The sequence below is a fragment of the Micromonospora sp. NPDC048999 genome (assembly GCF_040649295.1).
Lineage (GTDB): Bacteria > Actinomycetota > Actinomycetes > Mycobacteriales > Micromonosporaceae > Micromonospora.
On the sequence record NZ_JBEZFI010000001.1, the window covers coordinates 200,937 to 217,425 of the forward strand.

Genomic DNA, 16,489 nt, shown 5'->3' on the forward strand with positions numbered 1-16,489 from the left:
TCGCGGTGCCGCCCGTTTGCCTGACTGACGTAGGATCCCAAGCCCCGAGAGGAGTCCACATGCGATTCTTCGTCCAGGAACGTCGCGGTCACGGCCTACAGGACATGGTTGACGGCGCCTTCGGCGTACGCAGCACCGACAACTACCTTGAACTGGAGACCCGGCTCGACGACGGCACGTGCCTGGTCGCCTACGTCGTTCCCAACGGTCCACGGCAGGTCGCGTTCGTGGCCAACCTGGAGGACGAGATCAATGTGCTGATCGACGACCTCGACGGGGCGCCGGAGCGGTTCGTGCGACAGATCGCGGCCAAGTACCCGACGTTCGTCCGACTCGCCCAGAACGGTGAGCGCGGCAACCTGAGCGACGGGGCCCTGATGCCGATGACCGATCCGGACACCGGGGCGGAGACGGTCGTGGTGGCGGTCACGCTCGGCGGCGTGGACACCGCGTACCCGGAGACGTGGTTCGAGCAGGCCGGCCTGGAACGGCTGCAGTTCCTGACCGAACTCACCGCCGACCTGCTCGAGGAGAACGAGGCCCGGACCACCCTCCACCTCTAGCGCGTCTGCGTCTCCTGCGTTCGGAGCGCCCGCTCCACGGCCTGCTCCACGCGGGCATCCTCGCGCAGCTTGCGCCGTACGCGGTTGCGGCGGGCGAGCAGAAGCGCGACGACGATGCCGGCGATCAGCAGAGCGACCAGCAGCGACAGCGTCCACGGGAGGGCCCAGCCGTGCGCGGTGACCGAGATCGGCTCGCGCAGGGTGGTGGAGCCGGAGGCGTCGGTGAGCAGCGGCGTGAGGGTCACGGTCGCGGCCAGCCTGACCACGGGCGCCATGTCGTGGACGGGCACCGTCACCTGCCAGCTCTCGCCCGGAAGCAGTTCCGGCGGCGAGGCGATCTCGCCCGCGTCGGCCCGCAGCCAGCCGAACGGGCCCGAGATCGACACCGTCTGTTGGCCGGACAGGATGGCGTTGCCGGTGTTGTGGATCCGGTACGTGATGGTGGCATCGCCCTTGCCGAACGGGTTGGCCGAGCCGGCGTAGTCGACGTGCAGGTCATCGATCGTGAGGTTCGGCTTGAGCTCGCCGCCGACCCGCAGCTTGATCCGGATGCCGAGGCGCCGGTCCACATTGATCCCCTCGGCCGCGTCGGCCTGGGTCAGCGAGGTGACGATGCCGCCCGCGTAGTCGCCGGGCGTGGCGTTGTCCGGGATGGTGGCCTCGAAGGGGACCTCGACGGTCTTTCCCGGCGGGATCACCACGCGGTCGCGGTCGGCGTGGACCCAGGCACCGACCCCGACGGACTTCTTGTCCCTGGTGAGCAGGTCGAGCTGGCCTGTGCCGGTGGTGAAGCCGTCGGCGGTGTAGACGGCCAGGTCGAGTGGAGCCTGGCCCCGGTTGGCCACGACCAGGGCGTCCTTGACCAGGCCGCCCGGGATGACGGCATAGCTGAAGCTCGACCGGTCGGCGCCGTAGCTGTTCGCGGCGGTCCGGACCGTCCAGGTGACGTCGCCGGTCTGGGCCAGAGCGGGGCCGGCACCGAGACCGACGGCCGCGACGGCGGCGAGCAGGGCCAGGGCGACGGTACGGGCGAGGGCGGTGGTGGTGGTCTTTCGGCGCGGTGTGGGCGCGGGCATCTCGGGGTCCTCGGGCGATCTTGGGCGGATCGGGCAGGCCCGGCGGGGCGGGCACCCGAAGGTGCCTACCCCGCCGGGTGAAACGGGTCCGATCAGCTGCTCAGCGCAGTGATCGTGAGGGTGGCGCGGTAGCTACCCTTGTCGACGCTGCCCGGGATCTTCAGGTCCAGGTCGGCGCCGAGCTTGGCCGTGCCCCGGGGGTGGCCCTGGGTGGCCCAGCCAAGGCCGCGCGCGACGGACAGGCCCGCGCCGCGGTCGTCGTAGGCGGAGGCCACCGAACCGCTGGCCTGGGCGCCGGCGCCGTCCTCGAGCACCTTCGGCGTCCAGCCGAGGTAGGCGCCGGAGAACGACTTGTCGCCGTCGCGGAAGTCACCCACGCTGGCCGAGATCGACCACGGGGCGAGCGAGCGGCGGCCATCCGACACGACGATCGGGTTGATCTGGCCGGTCGCCGAGAAGTAGTCGCCGTTGTGCTCCTCGGCGAGGCCGAGGTCCACCAGGCCGTTGTAGCCGTCGATCGTCCAGCCGAACTCGCCCGGAGCGGCGTTGGGCACGTTGACCTGGATGTTCTGGCCCTCACCCTGGTACGGGTGCACGGTGACCTTGTCGGTGATCGAGCCAATCGGCTGGCCCTCGGCGGTGTTGGTGCACTTGAGACCCAGCTCCACCGACGCGTTCGGCGCCGCGCAGGTGCCGCTGCGGACGTTCTCAACGACGAGCTTGTCGTTGCGCACCTGAACCTTGACGTAGCTGCGGACGTGCTCCTGGTTCTGCGACGAGTTGTACCAGTAGCTGTCCGGGTTCAACGGGTCGGCGCCGTTGCCGGTGCCGCTCGTGCCGCTGTTGTCAGGCTTGGTGATGTCGTAGTACTTCGAGCCGGAGGCCGAGTTGGCCGTCACGTAGAGCACCCCGCCCGGGCCGGCGACCACGTCGGCCGCGCCGGGCTGCTCGTCCGGGTTCGCCTTCTCGCCGTTCTTGAGCAGGTAGCTGCGGGAGTACGCGTGGTCGTGACCCGCCATCACCATGTCGATGCCGAGCTTGGAGAAGGCGGTCGGGAAGTCGACCCGACGCACCTTGGCGTCGGAGTCCTTGGCGTGGCTGGCCGGCGAGTACATCGCGTGGTGGAAGACGAGCACCTTCCACTTGGCCTCGGCCCCGTGCTTGTTGACGACATCGGTGATGTAGGCGACGTGCGCCGCGTCACCGCCGCCACCCGAGCTGGTGGCGTAGCTGTTGCTGTTGATGTCGATGAACAGCACGTCCTTGTAGATGAACCAGTAGTCACCGCCCGACGTGTTGGAGGCCGGGTTGCCGTTCGAGTACAGCGCGCCCGACCGGTCGGTGTTCGGGGTGAAGTGGTGCTGCTCGAAGGACTTCGCGCCGACGTCGTGGTTGCCGATGGTCGCGGCGACCGGGACCTGACGCAGCTGGTCGGGGGCGAGGAACGCGTTCCACTGGGTCTCGGTGCCGGCGGTCTCGACGTGGTCGCCGCCCGACACCAGCAGCTCGGCGTTCGGGTTGGCCGCGGTGGCGACCTTCAGGGTCTCCTCCCAGCCGGCCTGGTCCTTCGGCACGTTGCCGGAGGAGCCGATCTGCGGGTCGCCGAAGAACAGGAAGTCGTAGTCGCCCTCGAAGTCCTGCGTCTTGAAGGAGTAGGTCGGGGACCAGTTGCCCTCGGTGCCGACCCGGTAGGAGTACGCCTTGTGCTCCCGCAGGTTGGTGATCGTCGCGTGCCGGTTGAAGCCGCTGCTGGCAACGAAGTTCGCCCCGCCGGTGGCGGCGAAGGTGACGGCGTCGGCCGGGAACTCGCCGTTGACGAGCGAGGCGGTCGGGGCGAGCTGGACCACCTGCGCGGTGTCGGCCGAGGAGTACCAGGTCACGATGCGCTGGGACTCGTCAGCGCCCACGCCGAGGATGATGCCGGTGAGGGCACTGGTCTCGGCGGCGCTGGCGCTGATGCCCAGGCTGCTGCCGACGGCGGCGGCGAGGCCCAGGACCGCCGCCGTGGCCCCGGCGGCCACGCGGCGTCGCACAAGCCCGGGGGCCTGCACTGGGGTGCTCAATCTCATCGATTCCGTCCCTTTTCTAGAGAGGAGAGAGGTGCGGAAATGCGGACTCAAGGTTTCGCGGCTCGATGAACCGGCCGTGAATCCGACGGGGCGAAGCGGTTGCCCCTCCCGGAAACCTGCTGCTCTTTCAGGATTCGAGGACCCTCTGCACGAACCAGATCAGTCCCATGACCGAAACGCCTGCGGAAATCGCGCCAGTCGCCCAGAGACCGACCTTCGGGATACGGTGCCGCAACACGACCAGCAGCGGGAAGACGACCGCGATGATCGCCAACTGCACGGCCTCAAGTCCGACGTTGAATACCAGCAGGGACCACAGCAGGGTCCACGACCACGCCTCGTTGATCCCCAACGCGCTGGCGAAACCCAGGCCGTGTACGAGGCCGAAACAGAACACCACCCCGAGGCGGGTCCAGCCCGCGCGGTCCAGCCGAAAGTGACCGCCTCCCGGCGTCTCGAGGTCGGCCGCGTGGTCGCCGCGCCGCCAGAGCCGCCACAGGTGCCAGCCGGCCACAACGGCGATCGACAGCGCGATCACCGGCTCCACAATGCTCGCCGGCACGTCGACCAGCCCGAGCGCGGCGAGCATGAACGTCACCGAGTGCGCCAGGGTGAAACTCGTGGCGGCGAGCACGACCTCGCGCAGGCGCCGTGACCCGGCGATGAGCGCCAGCAGGAACAGGATGTGGTCGATCCCGGTCAGCAGGTGTTCCCCGCCCAGGTGGAAGAACTCCCAGAACCGCTCGTACCAGGCCTGGCCGGTCGAGAAGGACGGACGGCCGGCGTCGAGCGCGGCGCTGCCCGACCGGCCGTCGATGTCGTAGGTGACGATCGTCTTGGTGCCCTTGACGTAGCCCTCGGCGTCGGGGAACAGCGCGCTGCGTACCTCGTGCTCGTCGCCGCGCTCGGCACAGGCCCAGTCGAGCAGCAGCTCGGCGTACGGCACGTCCTCCCGCTCGCCCATCGTGAAGTCGCCGACCTGGCTCGGCGTGCAGGGCCGGCCGCCGGAGGTGACGGAGAAGCGCTCGGCGACGTACCCGACGGCCGACTTCGCATGGGCGGTGAGCGCCGCGGCCTGCCCGGCGGTGTCACCGGCGTCGAAGGCGGCGATTCCCGTCCGGAAGAGGGGATCGTCGCGCTGGTAGTCGGCGGCGGACACCACGTAGAGGTCGTACTCGAGTTCCAGCTTCGTCCGCACGCGCTCCCCGTCACCCTCGGTGACGTGGACGTACACGGTCGACGTGAACCCGTGGGCGAGCGCCGGCCCGGCGCTCAGCACAACGGACACCGCCGCGATGACCCCGACCACGGTGGCGACGGCGGCCCGGCGGACACGTGTTGACATGGCACTCCTTTGCTTGGCGAGTGCACCGTGCCCGGCACGGCTGAACACGGGTCGGACCGCCGGCGAACCGTTGAAGAACAGTCCGTCGGAACGGCGGCGAGCGGATTGACCTCGGCCGGAACTGGGATAGGAAGGAGCCGCCCACCACCTGCGAGCACCCGAAAGGACGATCGCCTTGCGTCCCCCGCTGAGAGCTGTCGCCGTGCTGGCCACGGCCGCCGCACTGGTCACCGGATGCAACTCCGGCAGCGACTGGTCACGGCCACACCCCAAGCCCATCGCCGTCGGCACCCTCGGCCCGGGGTTCATCGACCCCGCCGCCCCGCCCACCCCGGAGGGGACCGTCACCCCCCAGCCCGGCTCCTGGGCCGGGGTCCGCCCGTCGAAGGGCTACCGGGTGGTGCTGCTCACCGCAGGTGACGACCGCCCGACCCGGGCGCTCGTGACCGCGGTGAAGGACTGGGCCGAGCACGAGCACGTCGACCTCAGAACGGTGGTCGCCGGAGACGGCAACGACCTCGTGCCCGGCATCACCCGGGCCCTTGAGATGGGCCCGGACCTCATCGTCAGCGTGGGCAACGACCTCGTCGACCCCCTCGCGTTGGTCACCGCGAGCCACCTGTCGCAGCAGTTCCTGGTGGTGGGCGCGGAACTGGCCGAGCCGACCCACAACGTCACGGCGGTCGACTGGTCCGGCGCCTCGTTCCGTGGCGAGGGGCTCGGCGCGTCCTCGACGTACGACCCCGACTCGTTCACCACGGAGCGTTGCGCGGCCGCCATCAGGGCGGGCGTCGCGGCCGTGCTCAACGACCTGACCGGCATCGTGATCTGGCTCGACCAGCTCTGACGCGCGGTCGCCCGGCTCGCCTGCCGGCGAGCCGGGCAACGCCGGCCGGGCAAAAAGGGTCCGCGGCCGGAGCCTGTGAGGCTCCGGCCGCGGACCGGTGTTCACATCCGGACTACAGCTTCGCGCACTGACCCGAGGCCGGGCCCTTCACGCTGTTCGGCCGGCTCTCGTTCACCGGGGCGGGGGTGTTGCCGGAGCAGGCCAGCGGCCCGCTGACGGTGTTCGCGGCGACGACAACCGGCTGGCTGCCGGTGTTGCCGGTGACGGTGACCGGACCACTTGCGGTGACCGAGTCGATCCGTACCCCACCGCTGTTGGTGGTGATCGACACCGGACCGTTCACCTTGCCGTCGCTGATCTTCAGCCCACCGGTCGCGCCGGTCACCGTGACCGGGCCGGACACCGTCGCGCCGGAGATCTCGAACAGCACCGGGCGGGTGGCCGACACCGGGCCGCTGATGGTGCCGCCGATGACGACCAGCGAGGCACCCGGGTTGACCGTGACCGGGCCCGAGACCGTGGCGTTCTCCAGGCAGACCAGGCCCGCGCTGACCACCAGCGGCTTGCTGTACTTGCCGGTGATCGTCGTGGTGCACTGCGGCCCGGCCTGGCCGATGGCCGACCGCGGCTGGGTGTCCGCGGTGACCGGCGAGTTCGCCGCCAGGTAGCTCACCAGCATGGTCAGGTCGTTGTCGCCGGTGGTCATCGGGTTCGTGCCCCCGCCGAGGGTGGTGAAGTTGTCACCGCCGGCGGCGAGGAACGAGTTCATCGTGACCCGGTACGTGCCCGACGGGTTGAGCGGCGTGCCATTGAGCTTCACCGAGGTGATCCGCGAGCCCTTGGCCGCCTCGGGGTTGTAGGTGTAGCTGAACCCCTTCGAGACGCCCAGCCACAGCACCGGGCGGGACGCGCCCTCCGGCTGCCACTGCTCCTCCAGCACCTGCTTGATCTGGGCACCGGTGTAGCCCTTGGTGACCACGTCGTTGGAGAACGGCTGGACCGCGAAGGCGTCGGAGTAGGTCACCGTGCCGTCGGCCCCGTACAGCAGGTCCGACCGCAGGCCACCGGCGTTCATGAACGCGATCTGCGCCCCGCCCCGGCCGGCGTCCTTGGTGCCGGCGAGCTGCACGTCGGCGATGAAGTTGCCCAGCGCCGACTCCTTGCCCCGGTCCTCGTTGCCGTTGGTGTAGGCCCGCGTGATGTTCGCGGTGATCGAACCGAGCTTCTGCTTGCCCAGCTCAGTCGCCTTGACCTTGGCGGCGGCCACGATGTCGGCCACCTTCGGGTCCTGCGGCGCGCCGACCACGTCGAGCAGCTTCGCGTCGGCCGCGGTCACCGACTTCGTGCTCGGGTCGAAGGTGAGGTTGACCTTGCCCAGCTTCACGCCGTAGTCCTCGGCCTGCACCACCGGACGCAGCTTGCTCGTCCCGGGCACCGGCATCATGAAGGCGTACGGCTGGTGGGTGTGGCCGCTGAAGATCGCGTCGATGTTGGCGTCGACCCGGGTGAACTTGCCGAAGACCGGGTCGTTGGCCAACGCCTCGGCGGAGGCGATGTTCTCCGTCGCGGCGCCCTCGTGCGCGAGCAGCACCACCACGTCGGCCTCGCCGTTGTCCGGGTTGCCGTCCTTGAGCTGGCGGGCCACCAGGTTGGCCTCGGCCACCGGGTCACGGAAGGTCAGGCCGGCGATGCCGTCCGGGCTGACCAGCGACGCGGTCTGCTCGGTCACCACACCGACGAAGCCGACCCGGACCCCACCAATGTTGGAGATGGAGTACGGGGGCAGTACCCGGTCGTTGCCGCGGTAGACGTTGGCACCCAGGTACGGGAAGGCGGCGCGGTCGGAGACCCGGCTGCTGAGGTCGGCGACGCCCTTGTCGAACTCGTGGTTACCCACCGCCGAGGCGACCAGCCCCATGGCGTTCAGCGCGTCGATCGTCGGGGTGTCCCCGTCGATCGCCGAGACGAAGGTGGACGCGCCGATGTTGTCACCGGCGGAGAAGAACGCCGTGTTCGGGTTCTGCGCCCGCAGCTGACCGACCAGGCCGGCGAGCTGAGCGGCGCCGCCGGCCGGCTGACCACCCACGGTGGCCGGGGACTCCAGCCGGCCGTGGAAGTCGTTGATGCCGAGCAGCTGCAGGTTGACCGGATTCGCGCTGTTGCTGATGCCCGCCACGACCGGGGTGTGGTCGCTGCCGACGTTGTCGTAGTGAACTTCGCTGGTGAACGAGGTCGTCGCCGTCTCGGCGGCGGCGAGGGCGGGAACACCGCCGGTCAGGGCGAGGGCACTGCTTGTGACGAGGATGCCCAACGCGCTGAGGGGGTGCCTGTTTCGGAGCTTCAAAGCTGCGCCTCCGATAGGGGATGGATGGGGGAACCTAAACGCAAATTGATGACTTTGCAGGAACCGCCAGATGTACGGAGCAGGTTAGCCTGCCGGCCGCTCTGCAACGTAGATCAGATAAAGGTGCAGTGAGCTACAAAGACCCTGTTTGCATTTGTCGGTCGCCACGATCGGCAGCAGCTTACGTCGTCCTTGGCGGTCGATCTGCGGCTGGCCGCACCGCCGATCGCGGCCGGCGCGGGGCATCGCGACGGCCAGGATGAGCGTGGTGACCCCGGCGAGGGCCGCGAGGTGCGCCCACTGGAAGCCGTGACGCAATGGTTCCCCTCCCTCGCAGTAGTGGAATGGCGAGAGGTAGCGAAGACCATCAACGCCGATCGGGCCGGCCATCGTATGTACGGCATAGGTGAGGACGGCGATGCGGCGGGCCGGCGGCTGGCCGAGATGCGCGACTTCTACGACTACCTGTGGCGCGAGCTGCCGGCGCTCATCGACCGCTGGCAGACGCAGAAGGAAACCTAGGTAGCCCCACCCGGCGGGGGCGGTGGGCAGCGCCGATCGCGGTAAGCTACCGTACAGTCACTACTACAGCTTGTCGTGACTGCGGTCGGGTGCGTATCCTCCACCAGCCCGACTCGGAGGTGTTGAATGGCGGACGATGACGCGGAGGTCACCGCGTGGGCGTTGGCCGCCGGTCGGGGTGACCGGGAGGCCGCCGCCCGGTTCGTCCGCGCGACGCAGCAGCAGGTCCGACGGTTCCTCGCCGCGCTGACCTCCCCGTCCGAGGCCGAGGATCTGGCCCAGGAGACCTTCCTGCGCGCAGTGCGGTCGCTCCCGTCGTTCGCCGGACGGTCCTCGGCGCGGACCTGGCTGCTCGCCATCGCCCGCCGGGTCGCGGTGGATCACGTACGGGCCGCGGCGTCGCGCCCGCGGACGGTGCCGATGGTCGACGGTTACGACGCCCCCGACGCGCGCCGCAGCGACTTCGACCGGCAGGTGGTGCTGGAGCGGCTCATCGCCGCGCTGCCGGCGGACCGGCGCGAGGCGTTCGTCGCCACCCAGGTCCTCGGCATGTCCTACGCCGAGGCGGCGGAGGTGTGCGGCTGCCCGGTCGGCACCATCCGCTCCCGGGTCGCCCGGGCCCGCGAGGACCTCGTCGCCGCAGCGAACAGCCCCGCGACGGGCGCGCGGCGCGGCGGCGGCGCGGCCGGCTGACCGGGGCACCCCCGGGTGACCTACGCCAAAACGACGACTCAGCAAAAATACGCGGGAACCGACACCACCCCCGGAACGACTACCGGTACATGGGGTGTGACCACTGGCGCGAAGTGCTGTCGGCACAGTTGGACGGGGAGGAGACCCCCGCCGAGCGGGTGACCGCGGAGACCCACCTGAACGAATGCGGCGACTGCCGGACCTGGTACGACCGGGCCGCCGCAGTGACCCGCCGGGCCCGGCTGTCGGTCACCGTGGCCGGCGACGACCTCACCGACATCATCCTCGCCGAGCTGCCCGCACCGGCTCCACGCCGGCGGACGCGGCTCGCGCTCACCCTGCGGACGGCGCTGGGGCTGATCGGCGCGCTGCAGGTCATCCTCGGCCTGACGCAGATCGGGCGGGGAGCGACCGACGCGCACGCCCACGCGGCGGCCGGCGCGCTGGCGTCGGGGCACCTGTGGCACGAGTCGGCGGCCTGGAACGTCGCCGTCGGCGCCGGTTTCCTGTTCGTCGCGACGCGACGCACACCGCCGACGGGGCTGGTGCCGATGCTGTCGGCGTTCGTCGGCACGCTGGTGCTGCTCTCGGTCAACGATCTGGCCACCGGGCGGGTGGAGATCGCCCGCCTGATCAGCCACGGGCTCCTGCTCGCCGGATACGGGGTCGTCGTCGCGCTGTCCCGCGCCCTGCCACGGCCCGGCGGACCGGCTAACCGCGAGCGCCCGGAGGGGCCGCGCTGGCGCCTGCCCGCCGAGGAGCAACCGGAGTCACCCGGGTTGCGGCTGCTGCCGCCGCCGTACCCCGGCTCCGCCCGGGCCGCCGACCGCTGGGCGGCCTGACCGACGCCCGGGCGACACCGGCCCCGGCCGTGCGAGTGGCGCCGTCAGCCGCCCAACCGGCGAACCATGTTCATGATCGTCTCGACCTGGGCGCCGCCCTTGATCGGATAGTTGGTGGCACCGAGGTAGCCCCACCAGTCCCAGCAGCCGTTCGGGTTCACCCCGGTGGCGACCGCCTGCGGGTAGAGCACGATCAACTTGTTGGTGTCGGCGTACTGGTTGAGGTTGGCCCGGTCGACGAACGCGGTGCCGACCTTGGCGTACCCCTGGGCGCAGCCGTGCAGGGCGACCAGTAGCCGGCAGGTCTGGCCGGCGGCGCAGGCGCTCGGCACGTACGCGAAGCCGCTGGCGTCCAGGCTCAGCCCGTTGGCCCAGCCGTTGACCGCGAAGCTGTCCTGGCTGAACCGGATGAGCGTGCCGCCGAGCGGGCCGGTGTTCGGCGCGGAAACCCCGCCGAGCAGCTTGCCGAGGAAGGCGTTCTGCGGGTCGGTGCCGCAGTCGTTGAGGAACGGCGAGGCGGTCGCGGTGCAGCCGACCGTGCCGTACGGGGTGACCCAGGCGTGGCCGGCGGCACTGCCGGAGTCGTACCGGACGCTGGCGCCGAAGTCCTGGTAGTAGCGGGCCAGGTCGTCGGTGACGGACTTCTTCACCGCGTTGTCGTTGCCGCCGTGGTAGACGTACACCGGCTGGCCGGAGAGGTTGCCGGTCCCGTCGACCCAGCCGTACGCCGCCCAGGTGCGGGTGTAGCTCTCCAGGGTCGACACGTACGTCGGGTAGCTGTTGTCGCCGCAGCCGTAGAGCGCCTGGGCGACGTTGTTCTGGGCGCAGTAGTACGGGCCGGCGGCGAAGACGGCCGCGCCCCGGATCCGGGACGAGTACGCGACCTGGAGCTGGGTGGCCATGTACCCACCGGAGGAGACCCCGGCCGCGTACACGGCCGAGACGTGGTAGGCGCTGAGCGAGCCGGCGACCGGGGTCTTGGTGTAGGGCGTGCTCGCCGCCCGGGCGGCGGTCCCGCCGGGCAGGGCCAGCAGGAGGGCCGCGGCGAGGGTGGCGGCGGCTTTCCACGGTGTTTTCATAGCGTTCTCCCGTCGGGGAGCCGGCGGGACGGCCGGCGTGCGGAGACGCTAACGTGAGATCGACCACAGCAGATATCCCTGTAGCCGACACCTCCGGGCCGCCGGCGGTGTGGACGGCCCACCGGGATATTCGAGGCGGCTCAGGCCTCCGGCGGGATCGGGTCGGCGTACTGGCCGCTCGGGCCGGTGTGCAGCGCGCCGTCGACCCGGGGCCAGGCGTTCGGGGTGCAGCCGTGCAGGCCGAGCGTCTGCTGCTGCATCACCGGCGCCGGGCCGCCGGCCCGGGGGCAGCGCTCGTGACCCCGGCCCAGCCGGTGCCCGACCTCGTGGTTGATCAGATACTGGCGGTACTGGCCGAGATCGGGAAAATACGGCACGCCGTGGGCCCAGCGAGCCACGTTGATCACCACCCGGTCACCGACGCGGCATGAGGTGTAGTGGTCGGTGGTGTCGGCGCAGAGTTGTCCCCGGGTCACCGGGGTCGTCAGCAGCACGGTGAAATTGGCCGCGTCGTCCCGGCCGACCCGTTGCAGCCGCCACTCGCCGCCGCCGGTCCAGCCACGCGGATCGGACAGGATCGTCTCCACCTGTCGGGCGAAGGACTCGACGTCGACGTTGCGGATGCCCCCCTCCACCGCCACCCGGTAGCGGAGCAGCCGGCCGCCGCGCCCCGCCACCTTGCCCGAGGTGGTGGCGGTGCGGAAGCCGCCCGTGCCCTGGGGCGGGTAGGTGATCTTCGGCGCGGGGGCGACCCGACCGGCGGCCGGGACGGGCGCGGTCGACGCCGGACGCGAGGCGTCCGGTCGGGTGCCGGCGGTGGTCGTCCGGGACGGGACGGTCGTCGGGGTGCCCGCGGTGGCCAACAGGTCGGCGGCGCCACGCCGGATGGCGTACGCGCCACCGGCGGCCAGCCCGACCGCGATCACCAGCGCCAGCAACGGCAGGGAGCCCGCGCGGGACGCGCGACGCCGGTGCAGACCCCGGTCCCGCCTTGCCCGCCTGCCCACGTCGATCTCCGATCCACTTCGTCTCGGTCTGCCGGGAGTACGGACGCCGGGCCGGGCGGTTGATCGCCCGAGGTGAGGGCGCTCACCGCCGGCGGTGCCCGGCCCGCCGGTACCGTTCCTTCTGGGGCGGCCCCGCGGCGGCCGGTACGACCGGCGTCATCTCGCGGCGTCCCATTTTGCACGACAACCCGATTTGCCGCACCCCCAGTGGATCATGTGGGCCTCGCCCGGCGATCCGGTCAGGTGCCCCGGAGTAGAGGAGGCCCACGCGTGTCGGACGCGGAGCAACTGCTCGCCGACGCCCTCGCGGCGGCGCGCGGCACCGACGTACGCCAGGCCGAGCGCGCGCTGGACCGGCTGGTGGTCGCCGACGGTCCGGCGGCGGACGCGGCGCTGCTCGCCCGCCTGGTCCGCGGCCTGGGGCGACTCTGGCCACGAGGCTGGCAGCCGGTCGACCTGGACCGGATCGTGACCCGGCGGCTGACGCCGCGCGGCGCGCGGCTGCTCCGCGACGGGCTGGCCGCCCAGCGCCGGGAGCAGCCCGGCCCGGTTCCGCCGTGGTTCGACGACCAGTTGGCCGAGCTCGACGCGCGGTGGGACGGCGACGCCGAATGGCTGGACCGGCGGGCCGAGGGCGACCGGATCAGCGCGCTGCGGGACGCCGTCGACGCGCTGGTGCTCGTCGAGGGGCTGCCACCGATCGCGGTACTCCGCCCGCCACCCGGCGGCCCGGCCGCCGCCCCACGCGCCGCCGTCTCGGCCAGCGGGTCGCGGATGCTGGACCGGGTACGCGCGCTGCTGGCCAAGGCCGAGTCGACCACCTTCCCGGCCGAGGCGGAGGCGCTCACCGGGAAGGCGCAGGAGCTGATGGCCCGGCACAGCATCGACGCGGCGCTGCTCGACGCGACCGCCGAACGGCCGGACCAGCCCAGCGGCGTCCGGCTCGGCACCGACGCCCCGTACGCGGCGGCCAAGGCACTGCTGATCCAGGAGGTGGCGGCGGCGAACCGGTGCGAGTCGGTGTGGTCCGACGACCTCGGTTTCGCCACCGTGCTCGGCTTCCCCGCCGACCTGGCGGCGGTCGAGCTGCTGCACACCTCGCTGCTGGTGCAGGCGACCGCGGCAATGCTGCGCGGCCGGGCGGAGCACCACGCCGGCAACGGCCGGGCGGGCAGCGGCCGGGCGGGCAGCGGCCGGCGCACCAAGGCGTACGACGAGTCGTTCCTCAACGCGTTCGCGCTGCGGATCGGGGAACGGCTGCGGACGGCCACCGCGGCGGCGGACCAGGAGGCGGCCGAGGAGCCGGGTGGCCAACGGCTGCTGCCGGTGCTCGCCGCCCGCTCGGACGCCGTCCGGGAACGCGTCGACCAGCTCTTTCCCGGCGTCACCCGGCACCGACTCCAGGTGCGCGACGCCGCAGGCTGGAGCTCGGGCACCTCCGCCGCCGACCGGGCCTCGCTCGACGTCGGCGCTCCGGCACGCCGGCCGATTCGCCGAGGCCACTGACCGGGCCAAGGATCGGCGGCAAGGGACCGGGCTACTCGGGGATGAGCCGGCGGAGGCGGGATTCGTCGAGGAGAACGCCGAAGCGCTGGCGCATGGCGTCACCGACGACTCGGCTGACGAGGGTGGCGCGGGCATTGTGCTCTGCGGCAGCGACCGCCTCGGTGACGGCGTCGCCGAGGGTCAGGTTGTCGGTGGTGCGCTTCGCCATGGTGCTGATCTCGATCGACTGTAGGGCGCCGAGGCCGCTGACCGTGGCGGTGACGGCACCGTCGAGGGCGGTGCCGGTGAAGGTCTCGCCCTGTACGTCGCTGACGACGCCCTGGACGCGGCGCTGGAGGCCTTCCGGGTCGTCAACCAGGTTGCGCAGCGCCTCGACGATCTCGTGCGGGTCCCTTGTCGTCATGTCACACCCTGTTCCTGCGGACAAGCTCGGCCGGGTCGAGGTGCTTGAACCGGTCGGGGAAGTCGCCCACCTGGGCCTTGAACTGTTCGGCGGCGACCAGCCGAGCCTCGGCGATCGCCTCCTTGCACGCCTCGCCGAGCTCCCAGGCGTCGAGGTCGCGCATGGCGTGGGGGCTGATGTGCGTCTTGACGACCTTGCGGCCGAGGGAGACCGTCGCATCGACGTAGCCGCGCTGGTCCGTCGCCGACGCCGTCTGGCTCATCAGCTCGGTCAGGCCGGCCTGGAAGTCGCGTGCCGCCTCGGTGAGCTTCTCCGGCGCGCTCTCGCTGCGATAGTAGCGCTCGCTGGTCTCGAGGAACCGTTCGACGAACTCGTTCACGGGTGATCAGCTCCGGTCCATGAGAAGGGTCAGCGCGATGAAGGCCGGCCCCTGCGACAGCGCCGCCAGCCACCAGAAGCCGACCCGGGCGAGGCCGAGTTGGCCCGGCGGGTACAGCTTGCGGGCCTCGGCGGTCGGGAAGCGGTGGAACAGCACGATCGCGGCGACGGCGATCGCCAGGCCGACCGCGGCGACGATCCAGCCGGCGACCTCGGACGGGCCGAGCAGCAGGTAGGCCGCGACGCCGGAGACGACCAACGCCAGTGCGAGCAGCGGCAGCACCTGGGCCAGGACGCGGTTACGTTGGGTGCGGACGTCCGTCATCCGCGTTGCCGCGTGGAAACCCGGCCGTTCAGGGTCGGGAGGAAACGCCGCTCCTCCTCTCGGGTGTAGGCCCATCCGTCGGCGCGTTGCAGCAGTCGGACGTGCCGTTGATGGATGCTCTGCACAAGGGCGTGGCTGGTGCGGATGTTGAAGCGCCCGGTGGTTCGCACAGCGACCCGACCAACGTGCCGGCCCTTGTTCTTGCCGGCGGGTACGACAGCGTGCACCAAGTCGCCGGTTTGGAACCCGTACGCCGATTTGCTCCTTGGCATCCGCAGCCGGGGAAATCCGTACCGGTCGCAGCGTGTGCGGGCGTAGCAGCCGCGTCCGGTCGCGGCGGCGACCAGCACCTGCCCCGGGCAGGACCGCACGGCGGTGATGGTCCCGACGTGGAGGGCGTCGAGGGTGTGGGTTTTTGGCGCGCCGGTCTGGTGCCGGTTCCACTTGGTGCGCCCGCCGGTGGCTACCTCCACCGGCAGGCCGGTGGCCGCTAGGGCTTGCCACAGCGCCCGCCGGGTTGCCGACACGGCCGCGGCGTCCCGCAGCGGCAGTTTCGCTTGGCGTCGGATCCGGGCCAGCACAGCGGGCCGGTCCGCGAGGAAAACGTCGACCGGGGTGGCGCCCTTCGCCTGGTTGCACGGCACACAGGCCAGGGTCAGGTTCGACACCCGGTCCGAGCCGCGCCGCGAACGCGGCACGATGTGGTCAATGTTCAACGGCACCCCCGTGGCATCGCAGTAAGCGCACGTGCGTCCCCACGTGGCCAGCAGATACTCACGTACCTCGTACCCGTGCAGGGTGCCGTGCTGGTACTCGACCCCGGCGATGTCCGGGTCCTGCATGAGTTGGGTGTCGAACGCGACCCGCTCCACATGCAGGCCGGTCACGGGGGCCCACCGGCGCAGCCGCTGGACCCAGGACATGGTGTTGTCGATCCGGTGCCGCAGCGACGGCGCCAACCACCCGTCCGGCTTGCGGCGGTTCAGAAACCGGGGTGCCCGGTAGCGCAGGTTCCGTGACCGGCGGCCACGGCGGGCCGCAGCGCGAGCGGCCAGCTTGTCACGAATCTGCCCGCCCCTGTGGCGGACTTCGATCGCGAACAGACCCGTACGTACGTCGTTGTCGGCGCGGAAGACGGCGATACCGGTGAACTTCGAACCCGGGTCAACGCCGAGCTCAACCCCGCCCACCTGCGAGTCGGCGACCTCACGGTCCTTGAGCCGGATCACGAACGGGGTGTGCCGGTGCACCACCGCACGGCCGCAGGCGAGCAGCTTCCGGGCCCGCGCCGGGCCGCATGGTTGCAGCGGCCGGTGATGTCGGTCAACCACGAACACCACCGGATGAGTGTGGGCCTCACGGCCCTCGCCGGTCCCCGCCGAGGCGGGTGCCGGGTGACGCCGGCTCACGCCGGTCTCCCCTCGCCCATGTCGCACACCGGCTGCCGTGCGGCGTCCGTGTCCCGTTTCGTGGCTTCTCGGGGCCGTGTC

The 16,489-nt window shown here is 71.3% G+C and carries 16 protein-coding genes; 6 read left to right on the plus strand and 10 right to left on the minus strand.

Annotated features, from left to right (window positions below; all coding sequences use genetic code 11):
* Positions 1-59: 59 nt before the first annotated feature.
* Entirely contained in the window at positions 60-563 is a 504-nt protein-coding gene (locus AB0C02_RS00990; RefSeq protein ID WP_357539761.1) for a hypothetical protein, read from the plus strand.
* Here the strand turns inward: AB0C02_RS00990 and AB0C02_RS00995 are convergent.
* The 3 genes from AB0C02_RS00995 to AB0C02_RS01005 form a co-directional block, all read right to left on the minus strand.
* Complete coding sequence (locus AB0C02_RS00995; RefSeq protein ID WP_357539763.1) at positions 560-1,639, minus strand: DUF916 domain-containing protein; 1,080 nt, start codon at positions 1,637-1,639, stop codon at positions 560-562. The genes AB0C02_RS00990 and AB0C02_RS00995 overlap by 4 nt on opposite strands.
* A 92-nt stretch (positions 1,640-1,731) precedes the next feature.
* Positions 1,732-3,708, minus strand: coding sequence for a metallophosphoesterase family protein (locus AB0C02_RS01000; protein ID WP_357539765.1), 1,977 nt, complete (start codon positions 3,706-3,708; stop codon positions 1,732-1,734).
* Positions 3,709-3,835: 127 nt separating this feature from the next.
* A complete protein-coding gene (locus AB0C02_RS01005) occupies positions 3,836-5,053 on the minus strand; it encodes a HupE/UreJ family protein (RefSeq protein ID WP_357539767.1) in 1,218 nt (405 codons plus the stop codon).
* 175 nt (positions 5,054-5,228) lie between these two features.
* Between AB0C02_RS01005 and AB0C02_RS01010 the strand changes: the two genes are divergently transcribed.
* On the plus strand, positions 5,229-5,900 hold the full coding sequence (locus AB0C02_RS01010) for a hypothetical protein (RefSeq protein ID WP_357539769.1): 672 nt from the start codon (positions 5,229-5,231) through the stop codon (positions 5,898-5,900).
* A gap of 112 nt (positions 5,901-6,012) precedes the next feature.
* Here AB0C02_RS01010 and AB0C02_RS01015 read toward each other — a convergent pair whose 3' ends face one another.
* Complete coding sequence (locus AB0C02_RS01015; RefSeq protein WP_357539771.1) at positions 6,013-8,211, minus strand: bifunctional UDP-sugar hydrolase/5'-nucleotidase; 2,199 nt, start codon at positions 8,209-8,211, stop codon at positions 6,013-6,015.
* A gap of 225 nt (positions 8,212-8,436) precedes the next feature.
* On the opposite strand from AB0C02_RS01015, the gene AB0C02_RS01020 reads away from it, so the two are divergent.
* From AB0C02_RS01020 to AB0C02_RS01030, 3 genes are all read left to right on the plus strand, one after another.
* Complete coding sequence (locus AB0C02_RS01020) at positions 8,437-8,766, plus strand: hypothetical protein (RefSeq protein ID WP_357539773.1); 330 nt, start codon at positions 8,437-8,439, stop codon at positions 8,764-8,766.
* Between the two features lie 126 nt (positions 8,767-8,892).
* Entirely contained in the window at positions 8,893-9,459 is a 567-nt protein-coding gene (locus AB0C02_RS01025) for a sigma-70 family RNA polymerase sigma factor (protein WP_357539775.1), read from the plus strand.
* Between the two features lie 89 nt (positions 9,460-9,548).
* Complete coding sequence (locus AB0C02_RS01030; protein WP_357539777.1) at positions 9,549-10,301, plus strand: zf-HC2 domain-containing protein; 753 nt, start codon at positions 9,549-9,551, stop codon at positions 10,299-10,301.
* 44 nt (positions 10,302-10,345) lie between these two features.
* Here the strand turns inward: AB0C02_RS01030 and AB0C02_RS01035 are convergent, their stop codons facing one another.
* Both AB0C02_RS01035 and AB0C02_RS01040 read right to left on the minus strand, forming a co-directional pair.
* On the minus strand, positions 10,346-11,380 hold the full coding sequence (locus AB0C02_RS01035; protein WP_357539779.1) for a PHB depolymerase family esterase: 1,035 nt from the start codon (positions 11,378-11,380) through the stop codon (positions 10,346-10,348).
* Positions 11,381-11,520: 140 nt separating this feature from the next.
* Positions 11,521-12,387 carry a DUF3152 domain-containing protein gene (locus AB0C02_RS01040; protein ID WP_357539781.1) on the minus strand — a complete coding sequence of 289 codons (867 nt, stop codon included), beginning with the start codon at positions 12,385-12,387 and terminating at the stop codon, positions 11,521-11,523.
* 270 nt (positions 12,388-12,657) lie between these two features.
* On the opposite strand from AB0C02_RS01040, the gene AB0C02_RS01045 reads away from it, so the two are divergent.
* The gene (locus AB0C02_RS01045; RefSeq protein WP_357539783.1) at positions 12,658-13,893 is read left to right on the plus strand and encodes a DUF2786 domain-containing protein; all 1,236 of its coding nucleotides are present in this window, start codon (positions 12,658-12,660) and stop codon (positions 13,891-13,893) included.
* Positions 13,894-13,924: 31 nt separating this feature from the next.
* Here the strand turns inward: AB0C02_RS01045 and AB0C02_RS01050 are convergent, their stop codons facing one another.
* Genes AB0C02_RS01050 through iscB form a run of 4 tightly spaced genes read right to left on the minus strand, consistent with a single transcriptional unit; the run spans position 13,925 to position 16,339 of the window.
* Complete coding sequence (locus AB0C02_RS01050) at positions 13,925-14,296, minus strand: YbaB/EbfC family nucleoid-associated protein (protein ID WP_357539785.1); 372 nt, start codon at positions 14,294-14,296, stop codon at positions 13,925-13,927.
* A 1-nt stretch (position 14,297) separates the two neighbouring features.
* Positions 14,298-14,675, minus strand: coding sequence for a YbaB/EbfC family nucleoid-associated protein (locus AB0C02_RS01055; RefSeq protein WP_357539787.1), 378 nt, complete (start codon positions 14,673-14,675; stop codon positions 14,298-14,300).
* Between the two features lie 6 nt (positions 14,676-14,681).
* Positions 14,682-14,999, minus strand: a complete 318-nt coding sequence (locus AB0C02_RS01060) for a hypothetical protein (RefSeq protein ID WP_357539789.1) — start codon at positions 14,997-14,999, stop codon at positions 14,682-14,684.
* On the minus strand, positions 14,996-16,339 hold the full coding sequence (iscB, locus tag AB0C02_RS01065; protein ID WP_357539791.1) for an RNA-guided endonuclease IscB: 1,344 nt from the start codon (positions 16,337-16,339) through the stop codon (positions 14,996-14,998). The genes AB0C02_RS01060 and iscB overlap by 4 nt, the downstream gene beginning before the upstream one ends.
* Between the last annotated feature and the right edge of the window lie 150 nt (positions 16,340-16,489).